General features: G+C 67.9%; 22 protein-coding genes. 17 read left to right on the top strand and 5 right to left on the bottom strand.

The genetic code is table 11. The annotated features are described in order from the left end of the window. The first annotated feature begins 8 nt into the window (after window positions 1-8). Window positions 9-908: a nucleoside hydrolase gene (locus ACFW16_RS20645; RefSeq protein WP_380308438.1), complete on the top strand. Its 900-nt coding sequence runs from the start codon at window positions 9-11 to the stop codon at window positions 906-908. Window positions 909-931: 23 nt separating this feature from the next. Here the strand turns inward: ACFW16_RS20645 and ACFW16_RS20640 are convergent, their stop codons facing one another. Next, window positions 932-1183, bottom strand: coding sequence for an AbrB/MazE/SpoVT family DNA-binding domain-containing protein (locus tag ACFW16_RS20640; RefSeq protein ID WP_380308436.1), 252 nt, complete (start codon window positions 1181-1183; stop codon window positions 932-934). A 192-nt stretch (window positions 1184-1375) separates the two neighbouring features. Between ACFW16_RS20640 and ACFW16_RS20635 the strand changes: the two genes are divergently transcribed. The 14 genes from ACFW16_RS20635 to ACFW16_RS20570 all read left to right on the top strand — a co-directional run bounded on the left by ACFW16_RS20635 (window position 1376) and on the right by ACFW16_RS20570 (window position 12752). Continuing rightward, window positions 1376-1753: a glyoxalase superfamily protein gene (locus ACFW16_RS20635; RefSeq protein ID WP_380308434.1), complete on the top strand. Its 378-nt coding sequence runs from the start codon at window positions 1376-1378 to the stop codon at window positions 1751-1753. A gap of 101 nt (window positions 1754-1854) precedes the next feature. Next, window positions 1855-2430, top strand: a complete 576-nt coding sequence (locus tag ACFW16_RS20630; protein ID WP_380308433.1) for a chromate transporter — start codon at window positions 1855-1857, stop codon at window positions 2428-2430. Then, complete coding sequence (locus tag ACFW16_RS20625) at window positions 2430-2954, top strand: chromate transporter (RefSeq protein ID WP_380308431.1); 525 nt, start codon at window positions 2430-2432, stop codon at window positions 2952-2954. Before ACFW16_RS20630 ends, ACFW16_RS20625 begins: the two co-directional genes overlap by 1 nt. 115 nt (window positions 2955-3069) lie before the next feature. Beyond that, the gene (locus tag ACFW16_RS20620; protein WP_380308429.1) at window positions 3070-3609 is read left to right on the top strand and encodes a queuosine precursor transporter; all 540 of its coding nucleotides are present in this window, start codon (window positions 3070-3072) and stop codon (window positions 3607-3609) included. Window positions 3610-3622: 13 nt separating this feature from the next. Further along, window positions 3623-4663, top strand: coding sequence for a tRNA preQ1(34) S-adenosylmethionine ribosyltransferase-isomerase QueA (gene queA, locus ACFW16_RS20615; RefSeq protein WP_380308427.1), 1041 nt, complete (start codon window positions 3623-3625; stop codon window positions 4661-4663). After that, window positions 4656-5783 carry a tRNA guanosine(34) transglycosylase Tgt gene (gene tgt / locus ACFW16_RS20610; protein WP_380308425.1) on the top strand — a complete coding sequence of 376 codons (1128 nt, stop codon included), beginning with the start codon at window positions 4656-4658 and terminating at the stop codon, window positions 5781-5783. The genes queA and tgt overlap by 8 nt, the downstream gene beginning before the upstream one ends. Before the next feature lie 9 nt (window positions 5784-5792). Continuing rightward, the gene (gene queF / locus ACFW16_RS20605; RefSeq protein WP_380308423.1) at window positions 5793-6266 is read left to right on the top strand and encodes a preQ(1) synthase; all 474 of its coding nucleotides are present in this window, start codon (window positions 5793-5795) and stop codon (window positions 6264-6266) included. Next, entirely contained in the window at window positions 6263-7393 is a 1131-nt protein-coding gene (gene queG / locus ACFW16_RS20600) for a tRNA epoxyqueuosine(34) reductase QueG (RefSeq protein ID WP_380308421.1), read from the top strand. Before queF ends, queG begins: the two co-directional genes overlap by 4 nt. 79 nt (window positions 7394-7472) lie before the next feature. Further along, a complete protein-coding gene (locus tag ACFW16_RS20595; RefSeq protein ID WP_380308419.1) occupies window positions 7473-7685 on the top strand; it encodes an antitoxin Xre/MbcA/ParS toxin-binding domain-containing protein in 213 nt (70 codons plus the stop codon). 177 nt (window positions 7686-7862) lie between these two features. After that, window positions 7863-9230 (top strand): RsmB/NOP family class I SAM-dependent RNA methyltransferase, encoded by a 1368-nt coding sequence (locus tag ACFW16_RS20590; RefSeq protein ID WP_380308417.1) that lies wholly within the window; start codon window positions 7863-7865, stop codon window positions 9228-9230. 1 nt (window position 9231) lies between these two features. After that, entirely contained in the window at window positions 9232-9762 is a 531-nt protein-coding gene (locus ACFW16_RS20585) for a GNAT family N-acetyltransferase (RefSeq protein ID WP_380308415.1), read from the top strand. Beyond that, window positions 9759-10025, top strand: a complete 267-nt coding sequence (locus ACFW16_RS20580; RefSeq protein WP_380308414.1) for a DUF1294 domain-containing protein — start codon at window positions 9759-9761, stop codon at window positions 10023-10025. The genes ACFW16_RS20585 and ACFW16_RS20580 overlap by 4 nt, the downstream gene beginning before the upstream one ends. A 107-nt stretch (window positions 10026-10132) precedes the next feature. Further along, a complete protein-coding gene (gene guaA, locus ACFW16_RS20575; RefSeq protein WP_380308412.1) occupies window positions 10133-11707 on the top strand; it encodes a glutamine-hydrolyzing GMP synthase in 1575 nt (524 codons plus the stop codon). A gap of 28 nt (window positions 11708-11735) precedes the next feature. Further along, window positions 11736-12752, top strand: coding sequence for an alpha/beta fold hydrolase (locus ACFW16_RS20570; RefSeq protein ID WP_380308410.1), 1017 nt, complete (start codon window positions 11736-11738; stop codon window positions 12750-12752). Between the two features lie 63 nt (window positions 12753-12815). On the opposite strand, the gene ACFW16_RS20565 is transcribed toward ACFW16_RS20570, so the two are convergent. Next, window positions 12816-14087, bottom strand: coding sequence for an FAD-dependent monooxygenase (locus ACFW16_RS20565; RefSeq protein WP_380308408.1), 1272 nt, complete (start codon window positions 14085-14087; stop codon window positions 12816-12818). A 70-nt stretch (window positions 14088-14157) separates the two neighbouring features. On the opposite strand from ACFW16_RS20565, the gene ACFW16_RS20560 reads away from it, so the two are divergent. Further along, the gene (locus tag ACFW16_RS20560; RefSeq protein WP_380308406.1) at window positions 14158-14775 is read left to right on the top strand and encodes a TetR/AcrR family transcriptional regulator C-terminal domain-containing protein; all 618 of its coding nucleotides are present in this window, start codon (window positions 14158-14160) and stop codon (window positions 14773-14775) included. Between the two features lie 45 nt (window positions 14776-14820). Here the strand turns inward: ACFW16_RS20560 and ACFW16_RS20555 are convergent, their stop codons facing one another. After that, window positions 14821-15423 (bottom strand): NADPH-dependent F420 reductase, encoded by a 603-nt coding sequence (locus tag ACFW16_RS20555; protein ID WP_380308404.1) that lies wholly within the window; start codon window positions 15421-15423, stop codon window positions 14821-14823. Between the two features lie 168 nt (window positions 15424-15591). Continuing rightward, a complete protein-coding gene (locus tag ACFW16_RS20550) occupies window positions 15592-16326 on the bottom strand; it encodes an SDR family NAD(P)-dependent oxidoreductase (protein ID WP_380308402.1) in 735 nt (244 codons plus the stop codon). 124 nt (window positions 16327-16450) lie between these two features. Here ACFW16_RS20550 and ACFW16_RS20545 point away from each other — a divergent pair, with 124 nt between their 5' ends. After that, window positions 16451-17497 carry a LysR family transcriptional regulator gene (locus ACFW16_RS20545; protein ID WP_380308401.1) on the top strand — a complete coding sequence of 349 codons (1047 nt, stop codon included), beginning with the start codon at window positions 16451-16453 and terminating at the stop codon, window positions 17495-17497. Window positions 17498-17754: 257 nt separating this feature from the next. Here the strand turns inward: ACFW16_RS20545 and ACFW16_RS20540 are convergent, their stop codons facing one another. Further along, a complete protein-coding gene (locus tag ACFW16_RS20540) occupies window positions 17755-18141 on the bottom strand; it encodes a winged helix-turn-helix transcriptional regulator (protein ID WP_380308399.1) in 387 nt (128 codons plus the stop codon). Window positions 18142-18190 lie beyond the last annotated feature (49 nt).

The following is an 18190-nucleotide window of genomic DNA, read 5'->3' as shown; positions in this document are numbered from 1 at the left end:
GAACCGAAATGCTGCCCCCGGAAAAGAAGGCCCGCCTCATCCTCAACACCGACGCCAAGAACGAGGCGGACGACCAGTACACCATCGTCCATGCGCTGCTGACCCCGAGCCTCGACCTGCACGGCATCAGCCCGGCGCATTTCGGCTCGCTGAAGTCGACGACCAGCCTCAAGGACAGCCATGACGAGGTGATCAGGCTGCTGCAGCTGATGGACCTGTCCGGCCGGGTCCGGGTCGCCGACGGCGCCGAAGGGGCGCTGCCGGACGAGCGGACGCCGGTGCCCTCGGCCGGCGCCCATCTCATCGTCGAGGAGGCGATGAAGGACGATCCGCGCCCGCTCTACGTCGCCTTCCTCGGGCCGCTCACCGACATGGCCTCGGCGCTGCTCATGGAGCCGCGGCTGAACCAGCGCAACGTCGTCGTGGTCTGGATCGGCGGCGGGCCGTGGCCGACCGGCGGCCGGGAGTACAACCTGTCGAACGACATCGCCGCCGCCAATGTGGTGATGCGCTCGAAGGTCCAGCTGTGGCAGATCCCGATGACCGTCTACCGCATGATGGCGGTCGGTTATGCCGAGCTGTACGAGCGGGTCTACGACAAGGGACCGATCGGCAAGTACCTGGTCGACCAGTTGGTGGAGTGGAACCGCAAAGTTCATCCCGGCCCGATCGAGCACCGCTCGCTCGGCGACACGCCCGCCCTGTCGGTGATCCTCAACCCCAATGGGGGGATCTCGGAATGGGTGCCGGCGCCTGAGTTCAGCCCGCAGATGCACTACATCCACAGCGGCGCGCACCGGCCGATCAAGCTGTACCACTCGATCGACACGCGCTGGATCCTCGAGGATTTCTTCGCCAAGCTCGCTCGGTTCAATCGCGGCGAGCAGGAGTTCGCCAGCTTCGGGTAAGGGAGGCGGGCCAGCCTCGCCGTCTACCAGGCTTCCTGGCCGACGGGCAGGCCGAAATCGACCGGATCGGGCCGGTTCCCGTCGGTGATGCCGGCCAGGAGGGTGTCGAGGTCGGCGCTGGTGACGCCGTCGTCCAGGATCGGCTCGATGATGATACGGCCGCTCTCCAGCCGGACATCCACGGGCTGGTCGATCGAGAGCCGTGCGCCCTTCATGATCGCGGCAGGGATGCGCACGGCGGCGCTGTTGCCCCACTTCTTGATGCTCATCCGCATTGCAGCCTCCTTGGCGCCGGAATACGCAACGGCATTGATGTTTGTACGCGACAATCCAGCTTGTCGGGCATCGAGACCACACGCTACAAGTCGGCACTCAGGGAGCACCGCCTCCCCACCGCACCGGAGGCCAGTCGGCCGGTTCGGCACCGTCCGAACCGTCGCGCTGCCCCTCCCATCCGAGACTTCGTGATGAGTGACGACACCGATCACGGCATCCGCTTCGGGCGGATTGCCGCCATGCTGCCGGTCCGAGACATGGACCGGGCGCAAGCCTTCTACACGACGGTGATGGGCTTCCGGAAAACCTTCCAGAACGGCGATCCGGTCGGCTTCATGATCCTGCAGCGGGACGCCGCGGAACTGCATCTGACGCTGCAGCCGGCCCACAGGGCGGCTCCGTTCAACGTGGCGCATCTGATGGTCGAGAACGTCGATGCCCTGCATCGGATCTGCCGGGATCACGGCCTCCGCATCATCAAGGGCCTGCGCGACCAGGACTACGGCCTGCGCGCCTTCGTCTTCGAGGATCCGGACGGCAACCGCATCGACGTCGGCCAGCCGATCTGACCGGACCTGTTGTCGCGGCCCGACGCGCACAGTCTCCGGCCCCTTGTTGCCGCGCGGCGCCTGCGCTTGAGTGGATGCGTCGCGGAGAATCGGGGGCCGGCATGGCTGGGACCGCAGCGGAGATGGCAGCCCCGGCCGGGCCGCCGGGCCTGGGGCAGATCTTCCTGGCCTTCGCCAAGATCGGGCTGACCAGCTTCGGCGGCGGGCTCAGCGGCTGGATGCTGCGGGAGTTCGTGCAGAACCGGCGCTGGGTGTCCGAGGCCGACTTCCTCAACGGCCTCGCCCTGGCGCAGGCTTTCCCCGGGGTCAACGTCGTCAACCTGTCGCTGTGGATCGGCTTCCGGCTGCGCGGCGGGCCGGGGGCGCTGGCCGGGGTGCTGGGCATGATCGTGCCGGCGATGCTGGTCGCCATCGCCGCCGCCGCGGCCTTCGCCGAGGTCGCGCAGTACCCGTCCGTCCATCTGGCCCTGGCCGGAGCGGCGGCCGCCGCGGTCGGGCTGTCGCTGCAGATGGGCGTCCGGGCCGCGCGCCGGGCCGCCCGCTCCGCCGTGCCGGTCGCGGTCATCGTCGCCACCTTCCTGGCGATCGGCGTGCTGCGCCTGCCGCTGCTGCCGGTGATGGCGGTGCTGGCGCCGCTCAGCATCGCCTATGCCGCCTGGCGGCCGCGGAGGGGCTGATGGACAATGTCCTGGTGCGGCTGCTGATCGTCTTCGTGCCGCTGTCCTTCCTCAGCGTCGGCGGCGGCCAGAGCATCGTCGGCGACATCCACCGCCAGTCGGTCGGCGTCTATGGCTGGATGACCGACGCCCGCTTCCTCGACCTGTTCGGCCTGTCGCGCATGACCCCGGGGCCGGGATCGCTGCTGGTCACGCTGGTCGGCTGGCAGGCCGCCGGCTGGGCCGGGGCGCTGGTGGCGACGGCCGCGATCTTCGTCCCGTCCTCGCTGCTGGTCTACGGCCTGGCCCGGCTGTGGGCGCGGTATCGCGGCGCGCCGTGGCAGCGCGCGGTCGAGACCGGGCTGGCGCCGGTCGCCGCCGGCATGGTGCTGGCCGCCTCCTTCACCCTGCTGCAGGCGGCGGAGGGCGGGGTGCTGGCCTGGGCCATGGCCGCGATCTCCTGCCTCGCCCTGCTGTTCACGCGGGTCAGCCCGTTCCTGCTGCTCGGCGCCGGGGCCGCGCTGTTTCTGCTGGTGCAGCCCTGAACATCCGGGGCATGACGGCAGCGCGGTGGTCAAACACGGCGTCTTGCGCTAAAAGCCGCACCGGACCCGGGCGCCGAGGGCTGCGCCGCGGGCGCTTTTTGTTGGAAGAACCGCCTTGCGTACCGAAACCCGCGGCATGGGCCTGGCGCTGATCGCGATGATCGCCGTCGTGGTCGCCTCGAACTATCTGGTCCAGTTCCCGATCAACGACTGGCTGACCTGGGGTGCCTTCACCTATCCGGTCACCTTCCTGGTCACCGACCTGACCAACCGCTTCTTCGGTCCGCGCCGCGCCCGCCAGGTCGCCTATGCCGGCTTCGCGCTCGCCGTCCTGCTGTCGCTGTGGCTGGCCGACTGGCGCATCGCCGTGGCCTCCGGCACCGCCTTCCTGGTCGGCCAGCTGCTCGACATCCACATCTTCGACCGGCTGCGCCGTGCCGCCTGGTGGCGCGCGCCCTTCATCGGCTCGGCCGTCGGCTCGGTAGTCGACACCGCGATCTTCTTCACCATCGCCTTCGCCGGCACCGGCCTGCCGATCCTGACCCTGATGGCCGGCGACCTGTCGGTGAAGCTGGCCTGCGCCCTCTTGTTCCTCGCCCCGTTCCGGGCGCTGATGAACCTGTTCATGCCGATGCCGGCCTTGCAGAACGGCTGACCCTGCCTTCGCCATGCGTGTCGACGAGTTCGATTTCGACCTGCCGCGGCAGCTGATTGCCGAGCGGCCGGCCGAGCCGCGTGACGCCGCCCGGCTGCTGGAGGTGGCGGCCGACGGCCTCACCGACCGGCGGATCGGCGACCTGCCGGGGCGGCTGCGGGAAGGCGACCTGCTGGTGGTCAACGACACCCGCGTCATCCCCGCCCGGCTGCACGGCAAGCGCGGCCTGGCCGGGATCGAGATCATGCTGCACCAGCCGGCCGAGGCCGGGCGCTGGCGCGCCTTCGCCCGCCCGGCGAAGAAGCTGAAGCCCGGCGACGTGGTCCGCTTCGCCGACGACTTCGCCGCCACCATCGTCGCCAAGGGCGAGGCCGGCGAGGTCGAGGTCGCCTTCGACGATCCTTCCGACCTGGCCGCCCAGCTGCAGCGCCATGGCGAGATCCCGCTGCCGCCCTATATCGACCGGCCGGACGGGCCGGACGAGCGCGACCGCGACGACTACCAGACCGTCTTCGCCCGGCATGACGGCGCCGTCGCCGCGCCCACGGCGGGGCTGCACTTCACCCCGCCGCTGCTCGACGCGCTGGCCGCGCGGGGCATCGAGACGGTGCGCCTGACCCTGCATGTCGGCGCCGGCACCTTCCTGCCGGTGAAGAGCGACACGGTCGAAGGCCATGTCATGCATGCCGAGCGCGGCGTGCTGACCGCCGAGGCGGCCGACCGGATCAATGCCGTGCGCGCCGCCGGCGGCCGCATCGTCTCGGTCGGCACCACCAGCCTGCGCCTCTTGGAGAGCGCGGCGGCCGAGGACGGCACCGTGCGGCCCTTCGACGGTTCGACCGCCATCTTCATCACGCCGGGCTACCGCTTCCGCGCCGTCGACCTGCTGGTGACCAACTTCCACCTGCCGCGGTCGACCCTGTTCATGCTGGTCTGCGCCTTTGCCGGCATGGAGCGGATGAAGCAGGCCTATGCCCATGCCATTTCCGCAGGCTACCGTTTCTACTCCTACGGCGACGCCTGCCTGCTGCACCGTTCGGACACCCATGACTGAGTTCCGCTTCGAGACCCTGGCGCGCGACGGCGCCGCCCGCACCGGCCGCCTGCACACCGCCCATGGCGTGGTCCAGACCCCGACCTTCATGCCGGTCGGCACCGCCGCGACGGTGAAGGCGATGCGGCCGGAGGAGGTGGCGGCCACCGGCGCGCAGATCGTGCTCGGCAACACCTACCACCTGATGCTGCGCCCGGGGGCGGAGCGGGTGGCCCGGCTCGGCGGCCTGCACCGCTTCATGAACTGGCCCGGCCCGATCCTGACCGATTCCGGCGGCTTCCAGGTGATGTCGCTGTCGCAGCTGCGGCGCATGGACAAGGACGGCGTGACCTTCCGCTCGCATCTCGACGGCAGCGAGCACCGTCTGAGCCCGGCGCGGTCGACCGAGATCCAGCACCTGCTGGACGCCACCATCACCATGGCCTTCGACGAGTGCACGCCGTTCCCGGCGGAGCCGGAGGTGGCGGCCAGCTCGATGCGCCTGTCGATGGGCTGGGCCCAGCGCTCGCGCGACGCCTTCGTCGCCCGGCCCGGCTACGGCCAGTTCGGCATCGTCCAGGGCAGCGTGTACCCCGAGCTGCGGCTCGAATCCGCCGCGGCGCTGACCGCGATCGGCTTCGAGGGCTACGCCATCGGCGGCCTGGCGGTGGGCGAGGGGCAGGAGCGGATGTTCGCCGCCCTCGACGTCACCACCCCGGCGCTGCCGGACGACCGGCCGCGCTACCTGATGGGGGTGGGCAAGCCCTCCGACCTGGTCGGCTCGGTGCGGCGCGGCGTCGACATGTTCGACTGCGTGCTGCCGACCCGCTCGGGCCGCACCGGCCAGGCCTTCACCCGCCGCGGCACGGTCAACCTGCGCAACGCCCGGCACCAGGACGACGAACGGCCGCTGGATGAATCCTGCCGCTGCCCCGCTTGCCGCCAGTACAGCCGCGCCTATCTGCACCATCTGGTGCGCAGCGAGGAGGTGCTGGGGCTGATGCTGCTGACCCACCACAACCTGACCTATTATCAGGACCTGATGGCCGGGCTGCGCGGCGCCATCGCCGCCGGCACGCTCGACGCCTTCGCCGCCGCCTTCGAGGCGGAGCAGGCGCTGGGCGACATTCCGGCCCTCTGAGGAGACGACATGGCCCGCAAGGCGAAGACCGGCACGGAAGCGCTCACCCAGCTCGGCCAGGCCACCGCGCTGCCGCCGTCGCCCGAGGCGGCGGTGCTGGAGACGGTGCCGAATCCGCGGCCGAAGCAGCTGTATCTGGTGCGCTTCACCGCGCCGGAATTCACCTCGCTGTGCCCGATCACCGGCCAGCCCGACTTCGCGCATCTGGTGATCGACTACGCCCCGGCGGCGAAGATCGTCGAGAGCAAGTCGCTGAAGCTGTTCCTCGGCTCGTTCCGCAACCACGGCGCCTTCCACGAGGACTGCACCGTCTATGTGGCCGAGCGGCTGATCAAGGCGATGAAGCCGCGCTGGCTGCGCATCGGCGGCTACTGGTATCCGCGCGGCGGCATCCCGATCGACGTGTTCTACCAGAGCGGGCCGGCGCCCGACGGGCTGTGGCTGCCCGAACAGGGCGTGCCGCCCTATCGCGGACGGGGATGAGCGGCGCGGCCGACATAAAGGACCGTATCCGGGCCGAGGCCTTCGCCCTCGGCTTCGACAGCGCCGGCTTCGCCGCCGCCGCGCCCGACCCCAGGCTGCGTGAGCGGCTGGAGCTGTTCCTCGATGAGGGCCAGCACGGCGACATGGGCTGGCTGGAGGCGAATGCCGACCGGCGCGCCGACCCGCAGACGCTGTGGCCCGACGCCCTGACCGTGCTGTCGCTCGGCCTCAACTACGGCCCGGCCGAGGACCCGCTGCCGCTGCTGCGGGAGCGGGAGCGGGGGGTGATCTCGGTCTATGCCCAGGGCCGCGACTATCACGACGTGGTCAAGAAGAAGCTGAAGGCGCTGGGCGGCTGGATCCACCGCAGCTTCAAGACCGAGCTGAAGGTCTTCGTCGACACCGCGCCGGTGATGGAGAAGCCGCTGGCGATGCGGGCCGGCATCGGCTGGCAGGGCAAGCACACCAACCTGGTGTCGCGCGACTGGGGCTCCTGGTTGTTCCTGGGCGAGATCTACCTGGCGATCGAGCTGCCGCCGGACGTGTCGGAGCCCGACCGCTGCGGCTCCTGCCATGCCTGCCTCGACATCTGCCCGACCGCGGCCTTCCCGGCGCCCTACCGGCTCGATGCAAGGCGCTGCATCTCCTACCTGACGATCGAGCACAAGGGCCCGATCCCGCGCGAGCTGCGGCCGCTGCTGGGCAACCGCATCTATGGCTGCGACGACTGCCTGGCGGTGTGCCCCTGGAACAAGTTCGCCGCCGCCGGGCGCGAAGCGGCGCTGGCGCCGCGGCCCGATCTGAACGGCCCGGCGCTGGTGTCGCTGCTCGGCTTCGACGATGCCGGCTTCCGCGCCGCCTTCTCCGGCTCGCCGATCAAGCGCATCGGCCGCGACCGCTTCCTGCGCAACGTGCTGGTCGCCCTCGGCAACAGCGGCGACCCGGCGCTGGTCTCGGCGGTCGAGCCGCTGCTGGACGACGCCTCGCCCCTGGTGCGCGGCGCCGCCGTCTGGGCCCTCGGCCGACTGCTCGGCGCCGACGGGCTGCAGCGGTTGGCGGCGGGACGGGCCGACGATCCGGAGGCGGAAGTCCGCGAGGAATGGCAGGCCGGGCTGCAGGCCGCGTGACACGGAGTGGACCAATCTAGGCCGGGCCTCTCTCGAAAACCATCGCGACAGGCGTCACCTTTTTTGCGACAGTTGATTGATGATCATGCAGAGCGGCAGGGCCTGGAAGTTCGCCGAGATCCTGGCGAAGGCGACCGACGTCTTCGGCTCTCAGGAGGTCGCCGAGAGGTGGCTCGAGACGCCGGCGATCGGCTTCGATCAGCGCCGCCCGATCGATCTCCTGTCGACACCGGCCGGTGTCGAACTGGTCGAGGACCACTTGGTCCGTCTCGACTATGGCGTCTACATGTGACGCTGCTTTCTGCCGACATTGGACGCCGGCGATCTCGTCGCGTGGTGCCAGGGTGCCGAGGCGCGGCGCCCCGGCCTGATACCGGTGACGCATAGCTCGCCCGCGGTATTTGGCAAAAGCTGGCGTAGCACGGCGGAAGCGCGGTAGAAGGCGCGTTTTCCTGTTACGCTTGAGTCCATGACCCCCTCCGCCCGCATCCAGGCCACGATCGACATTCTCGAACGCCTCGGCATCGAGAACCGCCCCGCCGACGCCCTGGTCTCGGCCTATTTCCGCACCCGCCGCTTCATCGGCTCTAAGGACCGCAGCGAGGTCGCCGCCCGGGTCTACGCCGTGCTGCGCCATCACGCCCGGCTGGGCTGGTGGCTGGCCAAGGTCGAGGCCGAGGACACGCCGCGCAACCGGGTGATCGCCGAGCTCACCCTGGCCGAGGGCATCGCGGTCAAGGATATGGGCCGGCTGTTCTCCGGCGAGACCTACGCGCCGATCCCGCTGGACGGGCCGGAGGACAAGCTGGTCAAGGCCACCGCGGGCCAGCCGCTCGACCATCCCGACATGCCGAAGCCGGTGCGCAGCGAGATCCCGGACTGGGCCTCGCCCTCGCTGGAGGCCATGTTCGGCGACCGCTTCGAGGTCGAGGTCAACGCGCTGCTCGACCAGGCACCGCTCGACCTGCGGGTGAATGAGCTGCGCGGCACCCGCGACGAGGTGCTGCAGACGCTCATCGCCGGCAAGCTCGACGTGGTGGCGACGCCGCTGTCGCCGCTCGGCCTCCGGGTCAAGGGCCGGCCGCAGCTCGGCCGCCACCCCGCCTTCCAGTCCGGCCTGATCGAGGTGCAGGACGAGGGTTCGCAGCTGATCGCGCTGCTGGTCGACGCCCGGCCGGGCCAGCAGGTGGTCGATTTCTGCTCCGGCGCCGGCGGCAAGGCGCTGGCCCTGGCGGCGCGGATGAAGGGCAAGGGCCGGGTGGTGGCCTGCGACGTGTCCAAGGGCCGGCTCGACCGCGGCAAGGAGCGGCTGCGCCGCGCCGGCATCGACAATGTCGAGCCGCGCCTCTTGGAGAACGAGCGCGACCGCTGGGTGAAGAAGCAGCGCGGCAAGTTCGACCGCGTGCTGGTCGATGCGCCCTGCACCGGCACCGGCGCCTGGCGCCGCAACCCGGATGCGCGCTGGCGGCCGATGGATCTGGAGCGGCTGCTGGGCGTCCAGCGCGAGATCCTGGACAGCGCCGCCCGCCTGGCCAAGCCGGATGGCGGCCGGGTGATCTACGCCACCTGCTCGCTGCTGCGCGAGGAGAACGAGGCGCAGGTCGAGGGCTTCCTGGCCGCCCATCCCGACTACCGGCTGCTGCCGGTCGAGACGGTGTGGGACGAGACGGTGGGCACCGGCCCGGCCCCGACCACCGGCATGCTGCGCCTGTCGCCCGCCGCCAACGGCACCGACGGCTTCTTCCTCGCGGTGCTGGAGCGCGGGCCGAAGGCCGAGACGGCCGATGCCGGCGAGCCCGCCGATGCCGATGAGGCGGCCACGGGCGAGGAAGGCTGACATGATCCGCCGTGCGATCCTGGCCGATGCGCCGGCGATCGCGCGGATCCATGTCCAGTCCTGGCAGGAGACCTATCGCGGCCTGGTGCCGGACGAGTATCTCGACCGCATGACCGTGATCCAGCGCGAGCGTGGCCATGAACGCTCTCTGGCCCATGAGGACGGCACCGCCACCTTCCTGGCGCTGGAACCGACCCCGAGCGGCGGGGCGGTGCCGGTCGGCTTCGCCCTGTGCGGCCGGGCCCGCGGCGCGCCTGGCTGGAACTGGGGCGAGATCTACGCCCTCTACCTGCTCGACCGGGCGAAGGGCAGGGGCCACGGAAGGGCGCTGATGGCCGCGTCCTCCGGCTGGTTCGCCGAGCGCGGCATGACGCCCTTCATGCTCTGGGCCCTGACCGCGAATTTCCGTGCCACCGGATTCTACCGCCATCTCGGCGGCGAGGCCTATGCCGACCGGCTGGAGCGCTTCGGCGGCGCCGTGCTGGCGGAAAGCGCCTTCCGCTTCGACCGGCCCATTCCTCCGGCCGCATGACCGGCCTGGCGCTCTACCTCCTCGCCGCCAGCGCGGCCGCCTTTGCGTTGTTCGCCTGGGACAAATGGTGCGCCGTCGGCGGCCGGCGGCGGATCCCGGAGCGCACGCTGCTGGCCCTGGCCGCGATCGGCGGCACGCCCGGCGCCATCGCCGGGCAGCGGCTGCTGCGCCACAAGACGCGGAAGGAGCCGTTCCGCACCCGGCTGCTGCTGATCGCCGGGGCGCAGCTGGTGCTGATCGCTGTCCTCGTCGCGCTGGCCTAGCCTTCGCCCCGCGCATGGACGTTGCGCGCCGGGCGCGGGCCCTGTCGCTTGTCCTGCGGGCGGGGGGAGGGTAAAGCTCCGTCCCACCGCCCGACCCCGGAGTTGCCATGACCGCCCCGACCGCTACGCCGTCGCCGGACCGCATCCTCATTCTCGATTTCGGCAGCCAGGTCACCCAGCTGATCGCACGTCGGGTCCGGGAATCCGGCGTCTATTGCGAGATCTGGCCGTTCAACCATGCCGGGGCGGACCGGATCAGCGCCTTCGCCCCGCGCGGCATCATACTGTCGGGCGGCCCGGCCTCGGTCACCGAGGAGGCTTCGCCCCGCTCGCCGCAGCTGGTGTTCGAGCTCGGCGTGCCGGTGCTCGGCATCTGCTACGGCCAGCAGACCATGTGCGAGCAGCTGGGCGGCGCGGTGGAGGCGGGGCACCATCGCGAATTCGGCCGCGCCTGGCTGGACATCCGGGAGAACTGCGCCTTGTTCGACGGCGCCTGGGGCTTGGGCCAGCGCGAGCAGGTGTGGATGAGCCATGGCGACCGCGTCACCCGGCTGCCGGACGGGTTCCGCATCGTCGCCACCAGCGAGAACGCGCCCTATGCCGTCATCGCCGACGACCACCGCCGCTTCTATGGCGTGCAGTTCCATCCGGAGGTGGTGCACACCCCGCATGGCACTGCGCTGCTGCGCAACTTCACCCACCATGTCTGCGGCTGCGCCGGCAGCTGGACCATGGCCGCCTTCCGCGACGCGGAGATCGAGAAGATCCGCGCCCAGGTCGGCACCGGCAAGGTCATTTGCGGCCTGTCCGGCGGCGTCGACAGCGCCGTGGCGGCGGTGCTGATCCATGAGGCGATCGGCGACCAGCTGACCTGCATCTTCGTCGACACCGGGCTGATGCGGTCGGGCGAGGCGGAGCAGGTGGTGTCGCTGTTCCGCGGCCACTACAACATCCCGCTGGTCCATGTCGACGCGTCGGACCTGTTCCTCGGCCGGCTCGAGGGCGTCACCGATCCGGAGCAGAAGCGCAAGATCATCGGCGCCGCCTTCGTCGAGGTGTTCGACGCCGAGGCGGAGAAGATCGAAGGCGCCCGCTTCCTGGCCCAGGGCACGCTGTACCCCGACGTGATCGAGAGCGTGTCCTTCACCGGCGGCCCGTCGGTGACGATCAAGAGCCACCACAATGTCGGCGGCCTGCCGGAACGGATGAAGCTGGCCCTGGTCGAGCCGCTGCGCGAGCTGTTCAAGGACGAGGTGCGGGCGCTGGGCCGCGAGCTCGGCCTGCCCGACACGTTCGTCGGCCGCCATCCCTTCCCGGGCCCGGGGCTGGGCATCCGCATCCCCGGCGCGGTCAGCCGCGACATGCTGGAGATCCTGCGCAAGGCCGACGTGATCTATCTCGAGGAGATCCGCCGCGCCGGCCTCTACGACGCGATCTGGCAGGCCTTCGCCGTGCTGCTGCCGGTGCGTACGGTCGGCGTGATGGGCGACGGCCGCACCTACGACTATGTCTGCGCGCTCCGCGCCGTGACCTCGACCGACGGCATGACCGCCGACTATTACCCCTTCGACCACGAGTTCCTGGGCCGGGTCTCGACCCGCATCGTCAACGAGGTCCGCGGCATCAACCGCGTCGTCTACGACATCACCTCGAAGCCGCCCGGGACGATCGAGTGGGAGTGAGGGGGGAGTACTGTCGGATACCCTCGGGATGCCCTCTGCCACGCTGGTGTCGCGCACTTTCGGCACGCCTCGTCAAACAACGCACTACATCGAGAGCGGGCCCGCCGACGGGCCGTTGATGATCTTCCTCCACGGCTGGCCGAGCATCAGTTTGATGTGGCGCGCCCAGATGGACGCGTTCGCCGCCGACGGTTGGCACTGTGTCGCTCCCGATCTGCGTGGCTTCGGCCGCTCTTCCGCGCCGGCAGCCAACGACGCCTACACCATCGAGGACGTCGTAGCCGACATGGCGGAGCTTCATGACCACCTTGGCGGCGAGCCTGCGATCTGGGTCGGGCACGACTGGGGCGTTGTTGTGGCCGCCCAGCTGGTCGCGCATGAGCCCAAGCGCAGCCGTGGTGTCGTGCTGACCTCGTTGGCATATCAACCCGCCGGGCACGCCCTGCGCACAATCGTCCCGCTGGTCGACCGAACGATTTATCCCGCCAACCAGTATCCGGATGGTCAATGGGACTATTACCGCTACTACACGAAGCACTTCGAGGCTGCAGTCGCCGACCTGGATGCTGACGTGGCAGCATCGCTGGCGTCGATCTTTCAACCCGGCGGTCCCGCCGGCGTCGGCAAGGTTTCGCCGAATGCGGAGGTCACGCGCAAGGGAGGGCGCTTCGGCGCGGCGCACCGGGCCCCGCCGACCAAACCTGATCCGGCTCTCTGGCCGCCGGCGGACTTCGACGTGCTGGTGCAGGGGTTCAAGGCTCACGGTTTCCGTCCGTCCTGTGCCTGGTACATGAACGACGACGCCAACATCGCCTACGCGCGCGAAGCGCCCGATGGCGGCCGCCTTTCCCAGCCGGTGCTGTTCGTCAACGGTGACTATGATCAGATCTGCACCATCACCGGAAACCGCCAAGGCGACCCGATGCGCGCGGCCTGCGCAGACCTTACCGTGACGAGCATGCCCTCCGGACACTGGCTGCCGCTGGAACGCAAGGCAGAACTCACTCAGGCCATCCGCACCTGGATCAAGTCCAGAAGTCTTTGATGACAGCAGTGGGAAAATGACATCCAGCGCGGAGTGGCTCTCCTGAGCTGGTTCAGTTCTCATCTAACCCGGTAGCGCAGCTTGATGGGCCGGATGCAGCTCCGTATATTCGGGTAGAAGCCAGCCGCCGCCCCTGTCTTCCGACGAAAATCTGGAGACCAAGTCCGGGATGCGGAGCAGTGCGGCCAAGGCCGTTACGGAAAGAAGGATTTTTATCCCAAACCTCGTCTTGGGCATTCCCAGGCGCAGGAGCGATGGGTTTACGGTCTGGATTTCGTTGACGAAGGGCCGCAGCGTTTTGTCGTAGAGCGCAAAGGCTCGCGCGAGATCTCCCGTATTGCGATTGATCTCACCCGCCAAGACGTAAGCTCCGACCAGACTGCCGGATACGCCCATGCCGCTGAATGGGGATGCACAATGCGCGGCATCGCCGACGAGAACCACGCGACCCTTGTACCAGGTGTCCGTGCGGACCTGCACCACTTCCTGAGAGTAGAAATCGGGCGTCGTCATCATGCCCCGGATGAATCGATCGGTCTGCCAGCCGGCGTCCCGGAACCGCTCTATCCAGAATTGCTTTTGCTGATCCAATGGCGCCCTGTGAATGGCCGATGCTTCTTCGGAGCTGTCCCTGAGCACGAAGTAGACTTGCGTTTCCGTCGGATTATGGCTCCGTCGCATGATCATCCGACCGCCAGGAGCGAGGTACGTATTGCGGATGTTGCCGTCGTCGGCCGGTGTGCGCGGGATGAACCAATAGGCCATGTGGATGCCCATTCGCAGGTAAGGGTCGGCTGCATCCGGCGGCAGGATACCCTTGCGAATGCGCGATCCCTGACCATCGGCCCCGACCAGCAGATCGAAGGTTTCAGAGGTGCCGTCGGAGATGTGAGCCAGAACCTTCTCGTCGTCCTGCTCGAACCGCTCAACGGTCTTGCCGAAGACGTATTCCACGTCGTCCTTGGTCGCGTCATGGAGAATGCGCACGACATCGCCGCGCATGATCTCATATTCGGATGTGAGGGATTGCGCTCCGCGACCGGATCGGTTGGCCATCATCGTCGCCTTGATGCGGCCTCGGGAGTCGACGAACGAGACGCCAGCCTCATCGACAAGGTTGTCCCGGATGGCGCCGATGAGCCCCATGCGCTTGGCCGCCTCGATGCCTTGCCCGCGCAGGTCTACCTGCGCACCTGTGGCCCTGAGAGCCGGGAACCGCTCGGCTACGACGACTTGATGGCCGCTTCGGGTGAGCCAATAGGCCAAGGCCGGACCCGCGATCCCACCACCGCAGACAAGAACCTTGAGGGAGCGATTTTCAGGTCCAATCGCCATGTGCACGACTCGAATCTATCAGTGATAGGCTATTGTTTACAAGCTTCCCTATCACCGATAGATTGTCAAGATGACCAAGCTGAATCGTGAAACCGTCATTGCCGAAGCGCTCGATCTGCTCGATGAGGTTGGCCTCGAGGGCATCAGCACGAGACAACTCGCTAAGCGGCTCGGCGTCGAGCAACCATCGCTGTACTGGCATTTTCGCAAGAAGGAGGAACTGCTCGCCGCCATGGCCGAGACTGCGATGGTGCCCCACGCGACCGCTCCGCTTCCAACGCCATCCGACGACTGGCGTCTCTGGTTTCTCGACAACACGCGCAGTTTCCGGCGAACGCTGCTGAGACGGCGCGACGGCGCAAAGCTCCACGCGGGCAGCCGCCCCGGCGCCGCGGACATCGATCGGATCGCGCACAAGATGGCCTTCCTGGTCGCGTCCGGTTTGCCCGAGCGAGACGCTCAGATGGCGATGCTCGCGTCCAGCCACTTCACCGTCGGAAGCGTGCTCGAGGAACAGGCCGAAGCCAGTCTCGGCGCAACTGCGGATGATTTGATCGGGGTCCCGCAGATAGATCACGAAGCCGCTTTCGAAGAAGGGCTGAAGCTGATCCTTGATGGCCTCGCCGCACGAGCGGGGCGCCGATCAACGCCTTCAAATATTCGGTCGCGCGCTGCTCGAAGGCGTTAGCGCGCGCGACCAGTTCTCGGCGTCGATCACACGGTCGTAGATCGATTATTGCTCCTTCTTGAACAAATCCTGGAAGATCAGCTGGCCCCAAATGCGGTCGCGTGCGTGCACCAGCGCGCCGCCCTCGTTGAGCTTTCCCAGCTTGACGGGTGCGAAGCCGAGGTGTTTGGCCAAGGCCGCCACGGGAGCGATCGCGTCCTCGTCATCGCTCGACAGAAAGACGACCCGGTGGCCGCCCTCGACGATCGGATCGGCAGCCAGGGTGGCCGCAACCAGGTGATTGAACCCTTTGACGAGCTTGGCGCCGGTGAACGCCTTCGCGACGAAGGCGGAGGACGGGAGGCCGTCCAGCTCTTCAGGGGGAACTCCAAACGTGTTCGTGGCGTCGATGACCGTCTTGCCTTCCCAGCTCGGCAAGGCCTTCGCAACCTCGCGGTGCTCCCAGAACGGGACCGCCAAGATGATTGTGTTGGCCTCGACTGCATCCCGCAGCGACCTGGCGACGACCGTGGGTCCGATTGCCCGAGCCTGCGGCGCCAACGCCTCGGGCGGACGGCGGCTCGCGACGGTCACGTCGATGTTCTTGCGGGCGAAGGCGTGGGCGAGGGCCTGGCCTATCTTGCCGAATCCTACAATCGCATAGCTCATAACGCTTCTCCGATCCGTATTGATTCCCCGGCCTTCAACGGCGCTGGGTTGTCCGCTTCGCTGCATGGTGATCTTCGCGCAGGCGTCCCGCCGTGAACGACTTCCGCGCGGCCGAGCCGACCGTTCAGCGCGGAAGTCGTTCCACCATTCCGGCGATCCGGCGCGAATTCAGATCGCCGAGAAGCCGCCGTCGACATTCAACTCCATCCCATTCACGAAGCTCGAATCGTCTGAAGCAAGAAACAGCGCGACCGCCGCAATTTCCTCAGGACGACCCATCTTTCCCCGCGGGATCAGGGATTCGAACATCTGCTTCGCCTCCTCGGTGAGAACCTGGTCCTGCATCGGTGTGGCGATCGGCCCCGGGTGCAGCACGTTCACCCGGATATTCCTGCCCTTCAGCTCGTTGAGCCACCCGCGTGCGAATGCGTGCAGCGTCGCCTTGCTCGCCGCATACACGCTGTAGCCAGGAAAGCCTTTGATCGAAGCAACTGACCCGGTCATGAAGATCGATCCGCCATCGTTGAACAGCGGCAACGCCTTCTGAACCGTAAACAGCGTGCCGCGCGCATTCAGGTTGAAGGTCGCATCGTAGTGCTGCTCGGTGATCTCGCCCAGTGGGACGCCTTCGCCCGTGCCGGCGCTCGCGTACAGGACGTCGATCCTGCCCTTTTCCCGCTTGACCGTGTCGAACAGGCGGTCGAGGTCGTCGAGATTGGCCGCGTCGCCGCGCACGCCGGTCACGTTCCGGCCGATCAGCCTGACGGCCTCGTCCAGCGCCTCCTGCCTCCGGCCCGTGATGAAGACATAGGCGCCTTCTTCAACGAACCGCCTGGCGCTCGCCAGCGCCATGCCGCTCGATCCACCCGTGATGACGGCAACCTTACCCTCAAGCTTTCCCATGACTTCCTTCAACTCCGTCTTTGGCCGATCGGGGAGGTCCCCGAGACCCTCGAAATGGGTCTTTCGGCGTCAGGCGTTGAGTGCGGAAGCGCGCACATCGGTGGTGCGAAATCGATCCGGCTGGATGGCTGACGCCGGCCGCGACGATCGGTGTCCGCCGATCGGAAATTGGGCCACGCTGTTCGGCATGGGCTATGATGACCGCCCGTACTGGTGTTCGATGTGTTCGCTGCGGGGCTTTTGGAAGCCGCACCGCGCGGCGCGGGAATGCACCATGATCGACTGGGATGACGTTCGCCACTTTCTCGCCGTCGCGCGTGGAGGCTCGGTGCGGGCTGCCGCCGGGCGCCTCGGGGTGAATCACTCGACCGTGCTGCGGCGTATTGCTCAGCTCGAGGAACGCCTGGGCGCGCAGATGTTCGAGAAGCTGCCTTCGGGCTACCGCCTGACGGCTGCGGGCGAGGAGGTTCTCGAGCTCGCGAACCAGATGGAAGCGTCGTCGCACCAGCTGGAGACGCGCGTCTTCGGGCGCGACCAGAGCGTGCGCGGGCTTCTGCGGGTGACTCTGGCGCCGCCTCTTGCGACACATCTGCTCATGCCGGACTTCGCCGATTTCGCGCGTCTGCATCCGGACATCGAGATGGAAATCCTGTCGTCCGGCGAGCTGGCAAATCTGACCAACCGAGAGGCCGACGTGGCGATCCGCGTCGTCTACGACCGCAAAACCCTGCCGCTCAATCTTCACGGCCTGAAGGGACCGGAGCTGTTCGGCGGCGTCTACATGTCCCGCGATCGACTGGCCGCGTGGCGTGCGGATGCGCCTGATCCCATCCGGTGGATCGTCATAAGCATTCACGGCATCCCGGACTGGGCCCGCGAGGGTGAGGTTCGCACCACGGGGGTTCCGTTCAGGACCACGGACGGCGAGGCGCAGATCGTTGCAGTGCGGCAAGGGCTCGGGATCACGACACTGCCGTGCTTCGTCGGAGATGCCGACCCCCTATTGGTGAGGGTGCCGGGCACCGATCTGCACATGTACGGAACGCTCTGGCTTCTCACGCAGGGGGAGACACGCAAGACGAAGCGCGTGCAGCTCTTCACGGAGTTCGTATCCCGCAGGCTCGCCGCATACGCGCCGCTTCTCGCGGGGCTGTCCTTATCGCGCGACTGACGCGCGGCAGGTCGCCGGCGACGCTTGCCGTAATCCAGTCGGAAGCCGAGCTGCGATCGCTCCAAGCGACATCACGGTCGATCCCGCGCGCTGCTGACGGCAGTCTTCGGCTATGCCGGCGGTGCGGCGTCGCCAGTGGATTGGGGAAAAGTGGACCGATCGATATTGATAGTCGCTGAAAGCGGAGATTTTCTGGAACGATCAAATTCCTCTTTGAATTCAAAAGCCATCCGCATTTGACGGTTCGGACAAGCAGATCACGAGGCGTTGGCGGCTTCCTGAAACCTCGCCCGGGCCATGAGCATCTCGCCTTGATGGATCTTCGCCCAATCGAACAGGATCGTGATGGGGCCGAGCAGGCTGCGACCGAGGTCGGTCAACTCGTAATCGACCCGCGGCGGGATCACCGGATAGACCGTCCGGGTCACGAGGCCGTCCTGTTCCAGCGCCTTCAACGTGAGCGTGAGCATGCGCTGCGAGATGCCGCCGATCCGGCGCTGGATGGCATTGTACCGCATGGGGCCGGCCGACAGCGCGCCCACCACCATCACCGTCCATTTGTCACCCACACGGGCCAGGATGTCGGCGACCGCCCGACAGTCGGACAATGTGGGTTCATCCTCGCCGACAACCGTGTTCGTCATGCCCAGAAACGTGCCTTCTTGTCCGCCGATGGTCGCGGTGCAATGTAGC

Source organism: Inquilinus sp. NPDC058860, from assembly GCF_042743185.1.
Lineage (GTDB): Bacteria > Pseudomonadota > Alphaproteobacteria > DSM-16000 > Inquilinaceae > Inquilinus.
This window is presented reverse-complemented; position numbering and strand designations above follow the sequence as displayed.